Here is an 18,481-nt window from a genome sequence, read left to right on the forward strand (position 1 = left end):
CACAATGAGCGCGATTCTCGTTTAGCGCGCCGGAGACCTTCATGGTTGCAGCGCTCACTGCTCTACGGCAAACAGGAAAGCCCGCGAAATGCGGGCTTTCCTTACAGCTTACTGCCTACACCAGCCGCTCAGAAGCGGTGACGGATACCCACCGTGCCGACCACCTGCGAATCGGTCGCCGAGCGGCTCACGCCGACGATATCCGCCGTGATGCCCGAGTCCCCCACGCTGCCGACGTGCTGGTATGCCGCTTCAACATACACATCGGTACGCTTGGACAAGGCATAGCCGGTCTGCAACGTGATCTGCTGGTACTTCGGACTCGCGCCGTTCAGACGTGCATCGGTGTACGTGTATGCGCCCGACACCGTCCATGCCGGCGTGAATGCGTAACGTGCGTTCACTTCATAGTTCGTGAAGCGCGCGCTGCCGCTGGTCAGCGCGAAGCCGCTCGTCGTGCCCGAGGCCGACGATCCGATCGACGTTGCGTTGCTCAGTTGCGTCTGCGTGAACACGAGCCCGACGTTGGCCGCGCCGAACGCATAGTTCACGCCCGCGCCATAGGTGCGCTGAAGGCCCGCGTTGAACGTGGAGTCGCCGCTTGCCACGGCACCGCTCGTGTTGGTCGTCGAGCCGCCGCCGTTGAGTTGCAGGTAGCCCGCAGCGAACTTTAGGCCGCCGAATGCGTACGATGCGCCGACGCTGTAGGCGCGGCTGTCCGCGAAGCTGCCCGCTGCATTCGAGAAGCCGTACAACGCACCGAACTTTAAGCCGCCGTAGTTGACACTCTGGAACTTGACCGAGTTGTTGATACGCACAGAGTTGTTCAGGTTGTCGTTGTCGTACGGGTGCGATGCGAGCGTGCCGCCGTATTGCGTGCCATTCAGCGCGAGTGGGGCGAGATAGTCGACCACGCTGTCGTACTGGCGACCCAGCGTGACCGAGCCGAACTGGTCGCTCGACAGACCGACGAAGGCCTGACGGCCGAACTCACGGCTGTTCTGCCCCAGCTTGCCGGTCGACAGATTGAAGCCGTTTTCCAGCACGAAGATCGCCTTCAGGCCGTTGCCCAGATCTTCCGAACCGCGCAAGCCCCAACGGTCGCCGTTCAGGATGCCGCTGGCTTGCTGAAAATTGCTGCTGCCGCCCGAATTGCTGGTGTAGGTCAGACCCGTATCGATCAGGCCGTACAGCGTGACCGAGCTTTGTGCGTGGGCGGCACCCGCGGCGCCGATGAGTGCGAGCGAGAGGCCCGACAATACGAATTTATTCATGGATTTCTCTCCTGATTCGAATAGCGGATGCTATCGAGCGGCCGAGAATATCTCACTAATCGCAAGACTGTTTTTCAGTTAATTACAGCGTTGTGTTTATGCGACGTCACTGATTTTTCAGATTGCCGATCATTTCACGTAACGGCCGGTCTGCAGCCAGAAATTAAATGGGTCACGCTCCTCTCGCGAGCATGCCCCAAGTGCCTGATTTAATGCCTCTCCCGGAGAATCAAGCCGGCGCAAAATAGCATGGAGAATCTCTTCCAACAACGCATCCCGGGCGATTTATATTCCAATTAATTTCAATTGAAATAAATTGGAATATCTTGCCAGATAAACAAACTCATTCAGGCGATTATTTCGGAAATTGAAAATAGTCATTGTTAGTTTTAAAAGCCGCCGAAAAATCGCATTGCACGGACAAATCCAGTTCTGCCCGGCTCGCTGCATCGCTGCGTTAACCAGCGCGCTGAGCAGCGTCACGGACGCGGCGCGCCAGTCATGCTCGGTGCGCCGCCGGGGCCCGCCGGGTCCGGATTGCCGAACGTGGGCAGGCTGCCGTCGGCGCGGGCGCGGGCGATCTCCGCGCGTACCTGCGCGCGGGTTTTTGGCCCGCTCCCGGATTTCAACAGCGTGCTGGCGGCGGGCGCGATCTGAGGTGGCGATGGCGCCGGTATCGCTTGCGGGGTTAGCTGGGCTTGTGGGGCTTGTGGGGTTAGTGGGCCTGGCGGCGCTGATGTCGGCTCTGTTGGCTCTGTTGGCTGTATCAGCCGTATCGGCGCTGACACGGCAGGCGCGTCGATTACGTTGGAGAGTACCTTCGCCTCGGCCGGAACAGAGGATGACGAGCTCGCAGCAGCAGGTGCGCCAACGCCACTCGTTCTCCCGCTCGACAGGCTACCCGCGCCAACCGCGGCTACTGCGGTTTCGGGAGCATGCCGGGTCTTCGAGTCACTGGAGGACGCACGGTTCGAGTGTTCGCGCGTCGCTACGTAGCTTCCGTGCGAGCGGCCTGTTTTCCCGGAAGACGGCGCCGAAGATCGCGCCAATTTCGCCCCGTGTTGCGTCGGCTTCTTCCCATGCACAACGGCCAGCGCCTGCTGCGTCTGCTTCGCGCGCGCCTCGACTTCTCTTTGCAGCGCAAGAACCTGATCGTCGTCCCGATGTGCTGAACGCACCGCGTCCAGTTGCGCCTGCGCGGAAACAAGATCGTTGCGCTGCAGACTATTGCGCGCCGCCTGGAGGTCCCCGGCAATGGCCGCCGCTGAATCGCTGTGTGCAGCGACCGGCCCGGAACTCACTGAACCAGTTATCGTGTCGCCACGTGTGGTGCGAGATGCATTGTCACGCTCCAGGCCGAGTTCGTCCGTTGACAGCCAGCTTTTGTCCGCCTGCGAAATATAAGCCGCGATCGCAACCGCGCCGACAAACAGGCCCGTGAGAACGATCTTCCTGGGTTCGCTAACCATGACGTCTCCCTCTCGAATCGTGGACATGCGCGTTTGCCGTATCGCAAACGGGCCCGAATTCATCAGAGGGTTCGCAGCGAATCAATCGACGCCGCCGCAACGGCCGCGAGTTCGGGCCGGCGCAGTCACGCACGAATAAGAGTGCAAGCTGGATGCGTGCTATCTACTATTTATAGTCGCCAAACGTCGATTCGTCCGCTTGCGTAGGGCGTGTTGTCCGAAAAAGCCAGCTTACTGACCAGGCTTTCCTAGGACGATTGTTTGAACTGCGAAGCAATAAATGCGAGTTTGAATCCGGCGTTTGAATTCGGCGAATGCAGCGCGGAGCTACACAAGCGGACCTTCAGTCTGCTTGCCTCGCACGGCGACCGCAATCGAGCTGCCGACAATCAACGCAATGCCGAACAACGACATGCTGCCGATCGTCTCGCCCCACACGATGTAACCGAACAGTGCAGCCCACACGATGCTCGTGTAGTTATACGGCGCGAGCGCACCGGCGTCGGCCTGTCGAAATGCCATCGTCATCAGCAACTGCCCTGCCGTGGCGAACCCACCGAGCAAGGCCATCACTGCGAGTGCTTCGATCGAAGGCGTGCGCCACGCGAAATATAGCGATGCCCCGGTGACGATCGTGCCGATCACCGTGAAGTACAGCACTGTGGTGCCCGAATCGTCGGTGGCACGAATCCGCTTGATCTGAATGATCGACAAAGCACCGAAAAACGCGCTCGAAATCAGCAGGACCGGACCAAGCCAATTCGAATGCGAACCTTCCGGGCGCACCACGAACAGCACGCCGACAAAACCGACCGCGGCGGCAAGCGCATCGCGCGGCTTGAGCGTTTCCTTTAAAAGCAGCGGTGCAAGCACAATCACCAGCAAGGTCTCCGAGTAAACGATCGCCACCGCTTCGCTGAGCGGCACATAGGGCAGCCCGGCAAAGAACAGCCCCGACGCGCCGAGCAACGTCAGCGCGCGCAAGGTCTGTCCACGCACATCCATCCGCCTGAAACGCTCGATGAGCGGCTTGCCGCGCAGGCAAACCGCCACCGCAGGCATCAAGCCGAACAGCATCCGGAAGAACGTCACTTCATTGGCCGGATAGGCGAGCGCCACGGATTTCGCCAGAGCGTCGACGAGGGCAAAGCAGAACATCGAAACCAGAATCAGCGCGACGCTACGCAACGGTACGGCTCTATTCCGGACGGCGGTGATGGGCGGCATGGGTTTTCCTGGGAACGCGCGAAGCAGCGCGTCGCTTAGGTTTCGCCTCCGGTGAAAGGGAGGCGTAATCGGAAAACGGATTATGCCTGCTGCGCCCCGCTCGATCGGTATAAGCACGATACGGGTCCGGCCAGCATGCATCTGTCATGGTCGAGCCCGGCGGCGCTGGGCCCCGGGGCACTCAAAATCGTGCCGTCGGATTCGCTCGTGACGTCGAACTGAAGGAGGCTTAAGAAGGCTTAATTAGCCGCTCGGCAGCGCGCAAGCTGCCGGGCGGCTGGTGGCAGTCGAATGCCATCGGCTTGCGCAGCGCACCTCGGCGCATTCCTCCCGCATAGTTTGAACCGCCCTCCGTTTTGTGCGATGCTAGCCGCGCCCCAGCAATCACGAGAAAAACACGGGCGTGAGGCAGACCAATCCTGTTGTCCATTCCTCAGGAGGAGACATGATTGTGTCATCGCAATTGCGCCGCATCGACCTCACCCGTCGTCTGACATTCGCCCCTCCGGTGGGCGTTGCCAGTTTAAGAAAAGCAACCGCCGTTTCCAGCTTCGTTTTCCTCACCAGTCTCATCGGCGTCTGTCATGCCGACACCCAGGTCGGCGGCACGCTTCCTCCCGCTCCCGACAAGCTATACGGCGATCTTTTCATAGCCGTGCAAACCGCGCAGATTTATCCGGACCAGAAGACTTTCGTCGACGCAACGCCGAACGCCGATCCTGCCGCGATCGTGCAACTGTACGAACAGCAGAAGAACAATCCCGGCTTTTCGCTGGCGAACTTCGTCAACCAGTACTTCACCCCACCGAGCGAACCTGTCATCACACCCCCGGCGAATCAGACGCTGCGCGAGCACATCAACTGGCTATGGCCTGCCCTCACCCGCACCACGACGAGTGCGCCGGCGAACAGTTCGCTGATCCCGTTGCCGAAGCCGTACGTGGTGCCGGGGGGCCGCTTCCGCGAGGGCTACTACTGGGACACGTACTTCACGATGCTAGGTTTGCAGGAGTCGGGGCATGAAGATCTCGTCGACAACATGCTCGACAACTTCGCCTATGAGATCGATACGTTCGGCCACATCCCGAACGGCAACCGCACCTACTACCTCGACCGTTCCCAGCCGCCGTTCTTCTCGTACATGGTGGCGCTGGCAGCGAAAGTCGAAGGCCGCAGCGTCTATCAGAAGTATTTGCCGGCCCTGCGCAAGGAGTATGCGTACTGGATGCAGGGAGAAACCTCGACGCAACCGGGTCAGGCAACCCGCAACGTCGTCGTGATGCCGGATCGCACGGTGCTCAACCGCTACTGGGATGAACTCGATACGCCGCGTGACGAGTCCTATCTGGAGGACATTCAGACCGCTCAGCAGGCAACGGGCCGCAATCCGAACGAGGTCTACCGCGAGTTGCGGGCGACCGCCGAGAGCGGCTGGGATTTCAGCTCCCGCTGGTTCGGCGACAACATGACTCTCGCGACGGTGCGCACCACGTCGATCATCCCGGTCGATCTGAACAGCCTCATGTTCCACCTTGAAATCACCATCGCGAAAGGCTGCGGCGAGACGCGCGATTTCCGTTGCGTCGGCGAGTTCGCCGAGCGCGCCGCCAAACGGGCGCTCGGCATCAACAGGTACTTGTGGAACGCCAAGGGCTACTACGGCGATTACGACTGGACGCTTGCGAAGCCGCGCGACAACAAGACTGCGGCGATGGTGTTTCCGTTATGGGTCGGTGCGGCGTGGCCGGACCGCGCGCAAAAGACGGCTCAGCAGGTGCAGTCCGTCCTGCTGCAACCGGGCGGCCTTGCGACGACCACCTACAACACCACGCAGCAATGGGATGCACCGAATGGCTGGGCGCCATTGCACTGGGTCGCGATCGAAGGCCTGAAGCGCTATGGCCAGGATGCGCTTGCGCAGCAGATCGGCACGCGCTTTCTGGCTGACGTGAAAGGCGTTTACGCGTCGGAGAACAAGCTGGTCGAAAAGTACGTGGTGGAAGGTGCGGGCACCGGAGGGGGCGGCGGTGGCGAATATCCGCTGCAGGACGGCTTTGGATGGACCAACGGGGTGACGCTCAAGCTGCTCGATCTGTATAGCCCGGGTGACTGATCTGCACGGTGAAGCCATGCAAGGAGGCGCACACGTCGCCAGTAGCGGCGTGTGCGCGGAAGCACCGATCACGAAATCGGCCTTGCGGTTCGCTGCGTGACGAAGCCCGGGCCCACTCAGCGCTTCGCGTCTTCGTCCATCGTCGGGTAATCGATGTAGCCTTCCGCGCCGCCGCCATACATCGTGTTCTTATCCGGCTCGTTCAGCGGTGCGCCGACCCGGAGCCGCTCGACCAGATCCGGATTCGAAATAAAAGGTCGGCCGAACGCGATCAGATCTGCCCGTTTTGCCTTGAGCGTCTTCTGCGCGAGCTCCCTGTCATAGCCATTGTTTGCCATGAACAATCCGTCGAATGCCTGGCGCAACACCTGCAGATCGAAGCCGCCCTCGACGTCACGCGTGCCCCCCGTGTCGCCTTCGATGACATGCAGGTAGACGAGCTTGCGGGCATTGAGTTGCTTCACCACATAGGTGAAAAGGGGTTCGGGATCGCTGTCGGCGATATCGCCGAAGCTGCTGAGCGGAGAAATGCGCACGCCGACGTGCTCACCACCCCAGACGTCCGTCACGGCATCGGCCACTTCCAGCAACAGGCGCGCGCGATTTTCAATCGAGCCACCATATTGATCGGTTCGTTGATTGGTCCTGTCGCGCAGAAACTGGTCGAGCAGGTAGCCGTTTGCCGCGTGGATTTCCACGCCATCGAAACCGGCGGCCTTCGCGTTGTGCGCGGCCAATCGATATTGCTCGACGATGCCCGCCATCTCCGAGGTTTCAAGTGCGCGCGGCGTGACGAGCGGCACAAAGCCGTCGTCGGTATAGGCCTGGCCTTCGGGTTTGATCGCCGACGGCGCTACGGGCAACGCATTACCCGGCTGCAGCGACGGATGAGAAATACGGCCCACGTGCCACAACTGCAGGTACATATGGCCGCCCTTCGCATGCACGGCATCGGTAATATGTTTCCACGCCTGCACCTGGGCAACGTCATAAATGCCAGGCGTGAACACATAGCCCTTGCCTTGCGGTGAAATCTGCGTCGCCTCGGCGATGATGAGACCGGCCGTTGCACGTTGCGCATAATACTCGATGGCCAGTTCGCTCGGCACATCGGCCTCCTTCGCGCGACTGCGCGTCAGCGGCGCCATCACGATGCGATTGGGCAACCGCAGCGGCCCGAGCGCGACCGGCTCGAACAGGTAACTATCGATATGCGCGGATTCGGTAGACATAGTGGTTCCTTGAAAAAGATCCAATGCATCGAAAGGCGGCTAGCTGCCTGGCTCGTAGTGCTTCATCGAGCGGCGTCGGCGGCGCGCGTTGCAACACACGGCGGAGCGGTATCGTCGGCTCCAGGCGCTCTGGCAGTATAGGCGGCTATCTGGAACGCCGAAGAGGTTTTCCGGCATTACCGCGCCCGCTTTTCGCGGGCCGCCATGCACGGCTAGACAACATAAATTTCAGGGTTGTCCACCAACGGCAGAAACTCTCCTGTGCGCCCATCGAGTGCGAGCATCGCGCCGCTTTCGATATTGAAAATCCAGCCATGCAGTCGCAGCGTTTTGTTCGCGAGGCCCACGGCCACCGACGGATGCGTGCGAATATTCGCGAGTTGAGCCATCACGTTGTCTTTGACCAGGGCGTCGAGACGCTCGGCATCTGACGCATAAGTTCGCGATGCGTTGATCGCTTTCGCCGCGTCGGCGTGACGGAGCCAACCCGCCACGGCCGGCAGATGGTCGAGGTTCTTGCACGTGCAGATCGCCGTCATCGCCCCGCAATTGGAGTGCCCGCAGATCACGATATCCCGCACACCCAGTACCGCCACCGCGTATTCGACGGTGGCCGACACGCCGCCTGGCTCCGGGCCGTAAGACGGCACGATGTTGCCCGCGTTGCGGATCACGAACAACGCGCCGGGCTCCACCTGGGTCAATAACTCGGGGACGACACGGCTGTCCGAGCAGGTCACGAACAGCGTGCGCGGACTTTGCGCAATCGACAAACGTTTGAACAATGCGCTTTGCTGCGGAAAGACTTCGCGTTGAAAGCGGATGAATCCTTCTATGATTTCCTGCACGACATTCTCCGGATAGTCAAAGCCTCAGCCTGCCGAGTCCGCGGCAAAGGTCCAAGGTGTGTCTGAGTTCGGTTGCCGCGACTATACCGCAGCGCGAATCGTATGCCCGCAGTGAGGCGCGCTATTTGATTCGTTGCCACACGACTTTCGACGATCCATAGCCGAAGGCGCCAGGCGTGATGTATGTCAGCCGGTCACCGTCGAGCGTAAATGGGCGGCGCTGGACATCCGCGTCCCAGTTCGGAAACGTACTCTTTTGAATGTGAAAGACGATAATCCGCGCCGCCGGGTCCACGGTATACGTGCCGAAATGCGCGACGCTGCCGCGAGCGATCTTTGCGTTTTCTTCCGCCGTGCCTTGCTGCCTCTCCCCTGAAGCGAACTTCGGCAGGTCGGAGTTCAGCACGAGCAGCACGTAGCGCCCATCACTGCCGAAGACGAGTTGCCCTTGCGGATGCGGACCGAGCAATTCCACTTCGTTGCCGCTCCTCGCCACCGTCAACGAGACAAGCGACCACGACCCCACGAGGCTGTCCGCTGCTTGAGCAAAAGCGTTTCGCACTGGCGCGCACCATGCTGCGAGCGCGATCACGATGACGGCGAAGACTCGGTAAGTTGGTTTCATGACGCTCTCCACGCGTGCGAGGACATGAGGTCAGACGAATCCATCGCGCTCCGCTGGTGCTGCGGATTGGGTTCGGGTGCTTTGAAGCCTAGGTGGTTTGCGAATGAAAAGCTATTGGAGCAGGCCCGGCGCGCAGATGCCGGACCGCCCCCCCTAAGTCAAGAATTGGGCCGCTCAGCCCTCAGTTGAAATCCGCGGTTTCGAGCTCCACGGATCGTCCCCCGTTTTTTTCGAGGACCCGCCGCGTAGCGTTTTCAATCCGCGCGCGATTGGCCTCGAAGGTACCGACCAGATCGTGGGCCGATGGTCCCGCGTTGCCGAAATGGTCGTTCAGCGCGTCCAGCGACACGCTGCACCAGACGTCAGCCCCATCGACATTGGCTTCGAAGGCGACGCGCGCCGCTGCCACCACTTCACGGCGTCCGGTGAATTCGATCCTCATAATGACCCTCCATTTGGCGAAAGTAGCGGTGAACGCGCAAAGGCTGTACCAGGCTGCCGCTTTAAAGCCGAATCAAAGCGGCTTGAGCCTGGCCATCGCTGCGCGCGTTCAGAGCGCACATTCTCCGCAAGGTGCATACTCGACATCGGCCGCTTTTGTGCGGCCGCGCTTTTGCGTCGCGGCGTGCATGCCACCTTTCACGCCGTCAGACGCTTCCAACATCCTAATACTACCCGCCCCATGTCCCGCAGCCCGCAATCGTCGCGTCCTTTAGTCATTGCCGCAGTCATGGCATCAATGGCGATGGTCGCCATCGAAGCCACCATCGTTTCCACCGCCATGCCGCAGATCGTCGCGCAACTCGGCGATCTGCATCTGTATAGCTGGGTTTTTTCATCGTTCCTGCTGACGCAAACCGCGATGACCGTGGTATTCGGCAAGCTCGCCGATCTCTATGGACGCAAGCCGGTCATGCTTGCCGGCATCGCCATCTTTCTGCTCGGCTCGGTGCTGGCCGGCTTCGCCTGGTCGATGCCCGCCATGATCGTATTCCGCCTGATTCAAGGCGTCGGCGCGGGCGCGATCCAGCCGGTCACGCTGACCATCGTCGCCGACCTCTATCCGGCGCGCGAACGCGGCAAGGTGCAAGGTTATCTCGCCAGCGTGTGGGCCATTTCAGCGGTGGTCGGGCCGATGGTGGGCGGCTTCATCATTCACAACCTGTCGTGGGCGTGGATCTTCTGGATGAACGTGCCGATCGGCCTTGCCTCGGCAGCCGGCTTCATCGCGTTCCTGCGCGAATCGGAACGGCATGCGCGTCCGTCGATCGACTTCGCGGGCGCGGCGCTGTTCATGGCGGCGATCGCCGCGCTGATGATGGCGCTGACTTACGCCGGCGACGACGACATCGCCAAAGCATCGCTCGCGGGCGGCGCGTTCATGCTGTGCCTGCTGTTGTTCGTGTTCCAGGAACGCCGCGCTACTGAGCCGATGATCTCGTTCGCGCTCTGGAGCCGCCGGCCGATTGCCGCGTGCAATGCAGCAACCGTGCTGTCCGGCATGATCCTGATGGGCTCCACCACCTTCCTGCCGATGTATGTTCAGGGCGTGCTGCACCGCTCTCCGGTGGTCGCCGGTCTTGCGCTCACGATGATGATGGTGGGCTGGCCCGCGGGTGCGACGCTCGCGGCGAAATCATTTCACCGTATCGGCTTGCGGCGCATTCTGATCGGCGGCAGCGCGTTCATCCCGATTGGCGCGGTGCTGCTGTTGTTTCTGCAGCCTGGCGGCTCGCCGCTCATCGCGGCGTTCGGCTCGCTCATCATGGGTTTCGGCATGGGCACGTCGAGCGTCAGTTCGCTGGTGCTGATCCAGGAGATCGTCAAGATGGATGAGCGCGGCAGCGCCACCGCATCGAATCTCTTTTCGCGCAATCTCGGCAGCACGCTGGGCGCGACGCTGTTCGGCGCGGTGCTCAACTTCGGGCTCAGTCACTCGAAGGACGTCGCCGTGGTCACGTCGGATCAGTTGAAGGCGCTGTTGCAGAATCAGGTGGCGAGTCTTGCCGATAGCGACATGATCCGCATGGTGCTGCATCAGTCGCTGCACCTGACCTTTATCTCGATCTTCGCGATTGCGATTTTTGTGGTCGTGCTGCTGGGATTCGTGCCGGCGATCAACATCGGGCCGGCGAAGCAGGTGCCACTTGAAGCGTTATCGCCGCTTGAGGACTGAGCTTCGCTATGCGCCTGGCACCATTGTGACGTTTGCCTTCGTCATGAAACTGCTGCGCGTCAACCACCGTCCCGGCAGAGCCTCACCATCCACGCATAAACCGCATCCACCGCCGCGGAGCGCGCCGGTTGGGCGGAGCGCATCAGCCAGAGCGGCGCGAGTGCGAACCCCGCGACCTGCGGCAGGACCTCGACGCGCCCGCTCGTCAACGCGTCGCCGGCGGTGAGCCGGGACACCATCGCGATGCCCGCTTCCTGCTCGGCGGCCGCCACAAGGATGCGGGGGTCGTCGACCGTCATCGCGCGCCGCGTGCGCAAACCGCCGCGCCTTAACTCAGGCAACCACGGCGCCCACTCCGGACGCTGCTCGAGCACCAGCAACGGCGCCTGCGTCAACACCTCGGGAAAGGGCGCCGAACGCAGACGGCGCGCGGTCACGGGTCCGCAGATAGCGACCGCCTCCTCGTCGAGCAACGGCTCGCAGATCACTTCGGGCGTGCGGATCTCCTTCGTGGAAACGATCAGGTCGACATCGACACGATCGATCTCGTTGACCTCGTCCCCGGTAACGAGCCAGATCTCGATGTTCGGCATGGCCTCCGAAAACGCCGGCATGCGCGGCATGATCCAGCCCGTCGCGAACTGCGGCGCGCAATAGATGATCACGGAGTCGGGATTGCCATAGGGTTCGATGCGATCGCGCCCATCCGCGAGGGTCGTCATCGCCGACGTCACGGTCTGCGCAAACAGCACGCCGGCGGCCGTCAGCGCAACGCCGCGTCCAATCCGCCGGAACAGCGGCACCCCGGCCCATTCCTCGAGTTGCTGGATCTGATGACTGATCGCCGATTGGGTCAGCGCGAGTTCTTGCGCCGCGCGCGTGAAGCTGCCGAGGCGCGCGGCGGCGTCGAAAGCGAGCAAGGCCTGCAGAGGGGGAAGTCTTCGCATCGGGTCGCCACGGTCAGGGGAGATATTAGAAATATCGATACTTCCAGCAAGATTCTTCGCTTTTCGCCGGAATATTGCCTCGCAATCATAGCGCCAGTTGCCCTTCACACGCCGCATGCTGTTTCGTCAGACATGAGAAATATTTGTGTGACGGCGCTCACTGAAACTGACCGGATCGACGTGTATGACCCTGAACCTGAACGCTTTGCACCCCGCCTCGACCGCCCCTGCCGCGGGCACTGACGCGGCCGGCCAACCCCATGCGCCCACCTACGCCGGCGTGCTGTCCTTCATGCGCCGGCCCTATACGCGCGATCTCATCGGCGTCGACGTCGCCGTATCGGGCATTCCGCTCGACCTCGCGACCACCTTCCGCCCCGGCACGCGTTTCGGCCCGGCGGGCATGCGTGCCGCCTCGGTGCAACTGGCCGAACTGGGCGCGTTTCCGTGGGGCGTCGACCCGTTCGATCATCTGAACGTGGTCGACTACGGCGACTGCTGGTTCGACGCCCACAACCCGCTCGGCATTCGCGACGCGATCATCGCCCATGCCCGCGAGATTCTCGCCACGGGCACCCGCATGCTGACGCTCGGCGGCGACCACTACATCACCTACCCGCTGCTGGTCGCGCACGCTGAAAAATACGGCAAGCCGTTGAGCCTGATCCACTTCGACGCGCATTGCGACACGTGGCCGGACGACAACCCCGATTCGCTGAATCACGGCACGATGTTCTACAGGGCGATCCGTGAAGGGCTGATCGATCCCGCGCGCTCGGTGCAGATCGGCATTCGCACCTGGAACGACGACTTCATGGGCGTGCGCATTCTCGACGCGCCCTGGGTCCATCGCAATGGCACACAGGCGACCATCGACGAAGTGTTGTCGATTGTCGGCGATGCGCCCACCTACCTCACCTTCGACATCGACTGCCTCGATCCGGCCTTCGCGCCCGGCACGGGCACGCCGGTGGCGGGCGGCCTGAGCTCGGCACAGGCGCTGGAAATCGTTCGCGCGCTGGGCGCCGTGAATCTGGTCGGCGCGGACGTGGTGGAGGTGTCGCCACCCTACGACCACAGCGACGTCACCGCGCTCGCCGCGGCCCACCTTGCCGCCGATATGTTGTGCCTGATGCGCAATCAGAAGCTGCAACGCCATCAGCGTATGTAAGGCCGCGACCGCTCTGTTGAATCCTCTCTGGACGACCATCATGCCCCACACCTTCATGAAGCCGAGGCCGACCGCGCCGCTGCTGGCAGCGCTGTTGTTCTGCGCGTTCGGCACCGCCTCACACGCCGACGAAAAGCAGCTCAATCTGTACAACTGGGCCGACTACATCGCGAAAGACACCGTGCCGAACTTCGAGAAAGAGTCTGGCATTCACGTGCAATACGACGTCTACGACGGCGACGAAACCTTGCAGGCGAAACTGCTGACGGGTTCGACCGGCTACGACGTCGTGGTGCCGACCTCGAACTTTCTCGCCCAGCAGATCGCTGCCGGCATCTACCAGAAGCTCGACAAATCGAAACTGCCGAACCTGGTGAACCTCGACCACAGTCTGCTCAAGCTGGTCGCCGATGCGGACCCCGGCAACCAGTACGCGGTGCCGTGGGCGTGGGGCACCACGGGCCTCGGCTACAACGTCACGCGGGTAAAGAAGATTCTCGGCAACGATGCGCCGCTCGATAACTGGGACATTCTCTTCAAGCCCGAGTATCTGAGCAAGCTGAAGAGTTGCGGCGTGTCCATACTCGATGCACCGACCGATGTATTCGCGGTCACACTGCACTATCTTGGGCGTGATCCGAACAGCGTAAATCCGGCCGACTACCAGGCCGCGTACGACGCGCTAAAGAAGATCCGCCCGTACATCACGCAGTTCAACGCGACGAGTTATATCAACGATCTTGCGGGCGATGACATCTGTTTCGCGTTGAGCTGGTCGGGTGACGTGTCGATGGCGAGCCATCGCGCGCGCGATGCCAACAAGAGTTACGAGGTCAAATACTTCATCCCTCAAGGCGGCGCGCCGGTCTGGTTCGACATGATGGCGATCCCGAAGGATGCGCCGCATCCGGAGGCGGCGCTCGACTGGATCAACTACATCGAGCGCCCCGAGGTTCATGCCGGGATCACCAATGAGGTGTTCTATCCGAATGCGGACGCCGCCGCGCGCAAATTCGTGCGGCCGGAAATTCTCAACGATCCGACCGTGTACCCGCCTGAGTCCGTGTTGAAAACGCTGTTTCTGCTCAAGCCCTTGCCCGCTCAGATCAAACGTCTGGAGGGCAGGTTGTGGGCGCAGTTGAAAACAGGGGGATAACGAATCGGCGGTGTACGGATCAGCCGCCTTTCGCGTACAACGTCGACTCCGCGAATCCTTCAGCCGCCAGCACTTGTCCCACCAGGATCAGCGCAGTCCGCTCAATATTGGTGGACTGCACTTTGCCGACGATATCGTCGAGCGTGCCGGTGATTTTTTCTTCATCCGGCCAGCTCGCACGATAGATCACCGCGATCGGACACGCACCGCCGTAATGCGGCCGTAGTTCATCGACGATGCGTGCAAGATGGCGCACGCCTAGGTGAATCGCCATCGTCGCGCGATGTCTCGCGAGGTCGGCGAGTTGCTCGCCTTCCGGCATGGTCGTTTTGCTTGCAAAGCGCGTGAGGATCAGCGTCTGCGAAATATTGGGCAAGGTGAGTTCGCAGCCGAGGGTCGCCGCGCATGCCGCGGTTGCCGTCACGCCCGGTACGATCTCGTAGGGAATGTCGAGTTCGCGAAGTCTGCGGATCTGCTCGCCGATCGCGCCATACAAGGACGGGTCGCCGGAATGCACGCGTGCCACGTCCTGGCCTTTGTCGTGTGCGGCCTTGAGTAACGCGACGATCTGATCGAGGTCGAGTTCGGCGGTATTTACGACTTGCTCCGCGCTATGCCCCTCTAACACAGCGGCCGGCACCAGCGAGCCGGCGTACAGGATCACCGGGCAGCCACGCACGAGGCGCTGCCCTTTCACCGTGATCAGTTCCGGGTCGCCGGGACCCGCGCCGATAAAAAACACCGTCATTCATTACTCCATGATTCGTTTGGCCGGCATGACATGCATGCGCCATTTAACCTGAGACTTGCAACGCTTCCAGCAAGTCGGCCACGCTAGCAAACTCGCGATCGACTGCGGGCAATTCAGGGCGTCGCAGCATGACCACCGGCAAGCCGCGTTCGCGCGCGACCTCGAGTTTCGCTTCGGTGGCGCTGCCGCCGCTGTTTTTGCTGACGACGACATCGAATGCTTCCGCGCTGAACAGCGCTCGCTCCCCTTCGAGCGTAAACGGCCCGCGTGTCGCCAGAATTCGCGCACGTGGATTGGCTTCGTGTGCGCCGAGGCAGCGTATTGTCCAGAATTGCTGCGGCGGGATTTCGTCGAGATGCGCGAGCGGTTCGCGTCCGAGCGTGAACAGTGGTCGCTTGAATGAAGCAAGCGCGGCCGTAAGTTCGGTCCAATCGTCGACCATGCGCCAGTCGTCGCCAGCTTGCGGCTGCCAGCCCTCGCGGCGCAGCGCCCAGCACGGTACCTGCGCGGCGCCGCTCGCTTTCGCGGCATTGGCGCTGATCTGCGCGGCGTACGGATGTGTCGCGTCGATCACGAGGCTAATGCGTCTGTCCTCGATATAACGCGCCAACCCTTCGCTGCCACCGAAGCCGCCCACGCGCACCTCGCATGACAGATCGTCCGGCACCTTGCCAAGGCCCGCGAGACTGTACACATGCTCAGGACCGAGCTGCCTGGCGATCCGCAAAGCGTCGCCGGTGCCACCGAGCAGCAGGATCCGCATCATTGCGCGGCTCCGATCAGATTGCCCTGGCGATCGATCGCAAACATTTCGACCGCAACCTGCGGCGGCACGATAGCGCGCGCGATGGCAAGCGCGTGACGGCAGACGATATCGCCGAGCGGCACGTTTTGCGCGTGAGCCAACGCGACCGCCTGCTGACTCGTATTGGCGGCGAGGATCGCCGCCTGCAACGCGTCGTCGGCGCCATACTCCGCGGCCCAGGTCGCAAGCCGTTCCAGATCGATGCTCGAATTGCGGCTATGCAGATCGAGATGCCCGGCCGCCAGTTTGCTGAGTTTGCCGAAGCCGCCGCACACGCTCAAGCGCTCGACCGGCGCACGCTTCATATGCTTGAGCACCGCGCCGACGAAGTCGCCCATTTCGATCAGCGCGATGTCCGGCAGACCGTAATGCGCGCGCATCGCGTCTTCGCTTGCGTTGCCGGTGCAGGCCGCGAGATGCATGTAACCGTTCGCACGCGCGACGTCGATGCCCTGATGAATCGATGCGATATAGGCCGAGCACGAGAACGGCCGGACGATGCCGGTAGTGCCGAGAATCGACAAGCCGCCGAGAATGCCGAGGCGCGGGTTCATCGTTTTCAGTGCAAGTGCTTCGCCGCCTTCGACGCCGATCGTCACTTCGAAGCCGCCGCCGTACCCATGTTCCGCCGCGAGCTCGGTCAGATGCTCGGTCATCATCTTGCGCGGGACCGGATTGATCGCTGGTTCGCCGACGGGCAGCGTGAGGCCGGCGCGCGTCACGGTGCCAACGCCTGGCCCTGCGCGGAAGATCACACCCGGTTCGGCAAGCAGTCGCACGCGGGCGAATACGATCGCGCCGTGTGTCACGTCGGGGTCGTCGCCAGCGTCTTTCACCGTGCCCGCTTCCGCGCCGTCGGCGGTCAGGCGGCAGAACACCAGCGGCATCGGCACATGCTGGCCCTTTGGCAACACGATCTCCGCGACCTCGCTGACGATACCCGCGAGCAGCAGACGCGCGGCCGCGAGAGACGTCGCGGTGGCGCAACTGCCGGTCGTGTAGCCGCTACGCAGCGGTGCGGGTTGTTCGGGCGTTTCTTCGCGCATTACGGGTGGGGTGGTGAGTCTGCGGGGGTGGCTGAGGTGCCGGATGTGCAAATGGCGGGATTGATGCCACTAGCGGCGTTCGTGCTGCTCGTATTCCTCGTGCTGTTCGCGCCGCTCGCACGGAACGTGCCGTCGGCGCCGTCAGCCAGCTTCGTGACCTCCAGCAGCGTGATCGGCAGCGCCTGGCGCCACGTATCGAAGCCGCCAAGCGGCTGTGCGTCGGCCAGCGCAATGCGGGTCAACGTGCCACCGTGTTGCTCACGCCACGCTGCCAGCGCGGCCTCGCCTTGCAAGGTCACGGCATTGGCGACCAGACGCCCGCCGTCGCGCAGACGCGCCCAGCACGCGTCGAGCACGCCCGGCACCGTCACCCCACCGCCGATGAACACGGCATCGGGCACAGCCAATCCCTCCAACGCATCAGGCGCGCGGCCGGCCACCAGTTGCAAACCCGGCACGCCCAGCGCATCGCGATTGTGTTCGATGAACCGCTGCCGCTCCGCGTGCCCTTCGATCGCAATCGCGCGGCAGGTCGGGTGCGCGCGCATCCATTCGATGCCGATCGAGCCGCTGCCCGCGCCCACGTCCCAAAGCAATTCGCCGGGCGTCGGCGCGAGGCGTGCCAGCGTGATCGCGCGGACGTCGCGCTTGGTCAACTGACCGTCGTGGCGAAAGGCGTCGTCGGGCAAGCCGACGGTCAACGGCAGACGCGGAGCACCCTCCGTTGCACGGCATTCGAGTGCGATCAGGTTCAACGCTGCCACTTCGCCCGCAGACCACTGGTCCGCACGGCCATCGATACACCGCTCCAGATTGCCGCCCAAATGTTCCAGCACGGTCATCCGGGTCGCGCCGAACCCACGCGCATTCAGCAGTTCGGCCAGCGCGGCGGGCGTGCGCCCGTCGGCACTCAGCACGAAGACGCGCGCGCCGTCGTGCAAATGAGCATTCAGCGCCGGCAATGGCCTTCCCACCAGCGAAACCGTGGCGACGTCCTGCAACGGCCAGCCAAGCCGCGCGGCCGCCAGCGACAACGACGACGGCGCCGGCAGCACCCGCAACTCGCCTGCCGGCAACTGCCGCGCGAGGGTCGCGCCGACGCCGAACAGCATCGGATCCCCACTCGCCAGCACGCACACCGACCCCGTGCGCTCGGCCAGCAAAGGCGCGAGATCGAACGGCCTGGGCCATGCCGCGCGGCGCGCGGCGAGGCGCGCGGGCAGCATCGCCAGATGACGTTCGCCGCCATAAACCACCGACGCTTCCAGCAAAGCACGCCGCGCGGGCCTCCCCAAGCCGGCGAAGCCGTCATCGCCTATGCCCACCACGGTCAGCCATGCCGGCATGCATCCATCCTCTTTCTGTATCTTCAAATAATGCGCTGTGCCACGCCGATCAAAGCGTCCAGCCTCGTTGTGCTGTTCGAAAAAAGGCATAATACAGCCGCCGGTGCCCTTCGGGGCCGAAGAGGGAACACAGTGTTGCTGTGGCTGCCCCCGCAACTGTATGCAGCGAGTCCGCCTGCGCTCCGCGCCACTGGTTCGACCGGGAAGGCCGCGGCGGACCATGACCTGCCAGCCAGGAGACCTGCCGGCCAGACTGTTCGTGCCAGCCTACATCGGGCGGGGTGTACCGATGCCG

The 18,481-nt window shown here is 62.5% G+C and carries 16 protein-coding genes and 1 riboswitch; of the genes, 4 read left to right on the forward strand and 12 right to left on the reverse strand.

Going from position 1 to position 18,481, the window contains the following annotated elements; genetic code table 11:
• Positions 1–128: 128 nt before the first annotated feature.
• The 3 genes from M0D64_RS16675 to M0D64_RS16685 form a co-directional block, all read right to left on the reverse strand.
• Complete coding sequence (locus M0D64_RS16675; RefSeq protein ID WP_266258532.1) at positions 129–1,274, reverse strand: porin; 1,146 nt, start codon at positions 1,272–1,274, stop codon at positions 129–131.
• A gap of 479 nt (positions 1,275–1,753) precedes the next feature.
• Positions 1,754–2,743: a DUF4148 domain-containing protein gene (locus tag M0D64_RS16680; RefSeq protein ID WP_266258533.1), complete on the reverse strand. Its 990-nt coding sequence runs from the start codon at positions 2,741–2,743 to the stop codon at positions 1,754–1,756.
• A 327-nt stretch (positions 2,744–3,070) separates the two neighbouring features.
• Positions 3,071–3,970 (reverse strand): DMT family transporter, encoded by a 900-nt coding sequence (locus M0D64_RS16685; protein WP_266258534.1) that lies wholly within the window; start codon positions 3,968–3,970, stop codon positions 3,071–3,073.
• Positions 3,971–4,415: 445 nt separating this feature from the next.
• On the opposite strand from M0D64_RS16685, the gene treA reads away from it, so the two are divergent.
• Positions 4,416–6,083, forward strand: coding sequence for an alpha,alpha-trehalase TreA (treA, locus tag M0D64_RS16690; protein ID WP_266258535.1), 1,668 nt, complete (start codon positions 4,416–4,418; stop codon positions 6,081–6,083).
• 116 nt (positions 6,084–6,199) lie between these two features.
• Here treA and M0D64_RS16695 read toward each other — a convergent pair whose 3' ends face one another.
• From M0D64_RS16695 to M0D64_RS16710, 4 genes are all read right to left on the reverse strand, one after another.
• Positions 6,200–7,315, reverse strand: a complete 1,116-nt coding sequence (locus M0D64_RS16695; RefSeq protein ID WP_266258536.1) for an alkene reductase — start codon at positions 7,313–7,315, stop codon at positions 6,200–6,202.
• Positions 7,316–7,527: 212 nt separating this feature from the next.
• The gene (locus tag M0D64_RS16700) at positions 7,528–8,163 is read right to left on the reverse strand and encodes a carbonic anhydrase (RefSeq protein WP_168435693.1); all 636 of its coding nucleotides are present in this window, start codon (positions 8,161–8,163) and stop codon (positions 7,528–7,530) included.
• Between the two features lie 121 nt (positions 8,164–8,284).
• Positions 8,285–8,788 (reverse strand): lipocalin-like domain-containing protein, encoded by a 504-nt coding sequence (locus M0D64_RS16705; RefSeq protein ID WP_154560486.1) that lies wholly within the window; start codon positions 8,786–8,788, stop codon positions 8,285–8,287.
• Positions 8,789–8,969: 181 nt separating this feature from the next.
• On the reverse strand, positions 8,970–9,230 hold the full coding sequence (locus tag M0D64_RS16710) for a DUF1488 domain-containing protein (protein WP_154560487.1): 261 nt from the start codon (positions 9,228–9,230) through the stop codon (positions 8,970–8,972).
• A 240-nt stretch (positions 9,231–9,470) separates the two neighbouring features.
• Here M0D64_RS16710 and M0D64_RS16715 point away from each other — a divergent pair, with 240 nt between their 5' ends.
• Positions 9,471–10,964, forward strand: a complete 1,494-nt coding sequence (locus M0D64_RS16715; protein WP_171927120.1) for an MDR family MFS transporter — start codon at positions 9,471–9,473, stop codon at positions 10,962–10,964.
• A gap of 59 nt (positions 10,965–11,023) precedes the next feature.
• On the opposite strand, the gene M0D64_RS16720 is transcribed toward M0D64_RS16715, so the two are convergent.
• Positions 11,024–11,911: a LysR substrate-binding domain-containing protein gene (locus M0D64_RS16720; RefSeq protein WP_266258538.1), complete on the reverse strand. Its 888-nt coding sequence runs from the start codon at positions 11,909–11,911 to the stop codon at positions 11,024–11,026.
• 184 nt (positions 11,912–12,095) lie between these two features.
• Between M0D64_RS16720 and speB the strand changes: the two genes are divergently transcribed.
• Together speB and M0D64_RS16730 are read left to right on the forward strand one after the other, a co-directional pair.
• Entirely contained in the window at positions 12,096–13,082 is a 987-nt protein-coding gene (gene speB / locus M0D64_RS16725; RefSeq protein WP_266239253.1) for an agmatinase, read from the forward strand.
• A 55-nt stretch (positions 13,083–13,137) separates the two neighbouring features.
• On the forward strand, positions 13,138–14,238 hold the full coding sequence (locus tag M0D64_RS16730) for a polyamine ABC transporter substrate-binding protein (protein WP_266258620.1): 1,101 nt from the start codon (positions 13,138–13,140) through the stop codon (positions 14,236–14,238).
• A 19-nt stretch (positions 14,239–14,257) separates the two neighbouring features.
• Here M0D64_RS16730 and cobM read toward each other — a convergent pair whose 3' ends face one another.
• From cobM to cbiE, 4 genes are read right to left on the reverse strand one after another with little or no spacing between them, the layout of a single operon-like run.
• Positions 14,258–14,986 carry a precorrin-4 C(11)-methyltransferase gene (cobM, locus tag M0D64_RS16735; protein WP_211608026.1) on the reverse strand — a complete coding sequence of 243 codons (729 nt, stop codon included), beginning with the start codon at positions 14,984–14,986 and terminating at the stop codon, positions 14,258–14,260.
• Between the two features lie 46 nt (positions 14,987–15,032).
• A complete protein-coding gene (locus M0D64_RS16740) occupies positions 15,033–15,755 on the reverse strand; it encodes a cobalt-precorrin-6A reductase (protein WP_266258541.1) in 723 nt (240 codons plus the stop codon).
• Positions 15,752–16,840, reverse strand: a complete 1,089-nt coding sequence (locus M0D64_RS16745) for a cobalt-precorrin-5B (C(1))-methyltransferase (protein ID WP_266258542.1) — start codon at positions 16,838–16,840, stop codon at positions 15,752–15,754. Before M0D64_RS16745 ends, M0D64_RS16740 begins: the two co-directional genes overlap by 4 nt.
• Positions 16,840–18,186 carry a precorrin-6y C5,15-methyltransferase (decarboxylating) subunit CbiE gene (gene cbiE, locus M0D64_RS16750; protein ID WP_266258543.1) on the reverse strand — a complete coding sequence of 449 codons (1,347 nt, stop codon included), beginning with the start codon at positions 18,184–18,186 and terminating at the stop codon, positions 16,840–16,842. The genes M0D64_RS16745 and cbiE overlap by 1 nt, the downstream gene beginning before the upstream one ends.
• A gap of 84 nt (positions 18,187–18,270) precedes the next feature.
• Positions 18,271–18,450, forward strand: a riboswitch (cobalamin riboswitch).
• Positions 18,451–18,481 lie beyond the last annotated feature (31 nt).

It is taken from the genome of Paraburkholderia sp. WS6 (genome assembly GCF_030464835.1).
GTDB lineage: Bacteria > Pseudomonadota > Gammaproteobacteria > Burkholderiales > Burkholderiaceae > Paraburkholderia > Paraburkholderia madseniana.

Coding starts and splice junctions, on each gene's coding strand:
- M0D64_RS16695 (WP_266258536.1), bottom strand. CDS start 7,315: ATGTCTACCGAATCCGCGCATATCGATAGTTACCTGTTCGAGCCGGTC.
- cbiE (WP_266258543.1), bottom strand. CDS start 18,186: ATGCCGGCATGGCTGACCGTGGTGGGCATAGGCGATGACGGCTTCGCC.
- M0D64_RS16710 (WP_154560487.1), bottom strand. CDS start 9,230: ATGAGGATCGAATTCACCGGACGCCGTGAAGTGGTGGCAGCGGCGCGC.
- M0D64_RS16730 (WP_266258620.1), top strand. CDS start 13,138: ATGAAGCCGAGGCCGACCGCGCCGCTGCTGGCAGCGCTGTTGTTCTGC.
- speB (WP_266239253.1), top strand. CDS start 12,096: ATGACCCTGAACCTGAACGCTTTGCACCCCGCCTCGACCGCCCCTGCC.
- M0D64_RS16675 (WP_266258532.1), bottom strand. CDS start 1,274: ATGAATAAATTCGTATTGTCGGGCCTCTCGCTCGCACTCATCGGCGCC.
- M0D64_RS16705 (WP_154560486.1), bottom strand. CDS start 8,788: ATGAAACCAACTTACCGAGTCTTCGCCGTCATCGTGATCGCGCTCGCA.
- treA (WP_266258535.1), top strand. CDS start 4,416: ATGATTGTGTCATCGCAATTGCGCCGCATCGACCTCACCCGTCGTCTG.
- M0D64_RS16680 (WP_266258533.1), bottom strand. CDS start 2,743: ATGGTTAGCGAACCCAGGAAGATCGTTCTCACGGGCCTGTTTGTCGGC.
- cobM (WP_211608026.1), bottom strand. CDS start 14,986: ATGACGGTGTTTTTTATCGGCGCGGGTCCCGGCGACCCGGAACTGATC.
- M0D64_RS16720 (WP_266258538.1), bottom strand. CDS start 11,911: ATGCGAAGACTTCCCCCTCTGCAGGCCTTGCTCGCTTTCGACGCCGCC.
- M0D64_RS16745 (WP_266258542.1), bottom strand. CDS start 16,840: ATGCGCGAAGAAACGCCCGAACAACCCGCACCGCTGCGTAGCGGCTAC.
- M0D64_RS16685 (WP_266258534.1), bottom strand. CDS start 3,970: ATGCCGCCCATCACCGCCGTCCGGAATAGAGCCGTACCGTTGCGTAGC.
- M0D64_RS16740 (WP_266258541.1), bottom strand. CDS start 15,755: ATGATGCGGATCCTGCTGCTCGGTGGCACCGGCGACGCTTTGCGGATC.
- M0D64_RS16715 (WP_171927120.1), top strand. CDS start 9,471: ATGTCCCGCAGCCCGCAATCGTCGCGTCCTTTAGTCATTGCCGCAGTC.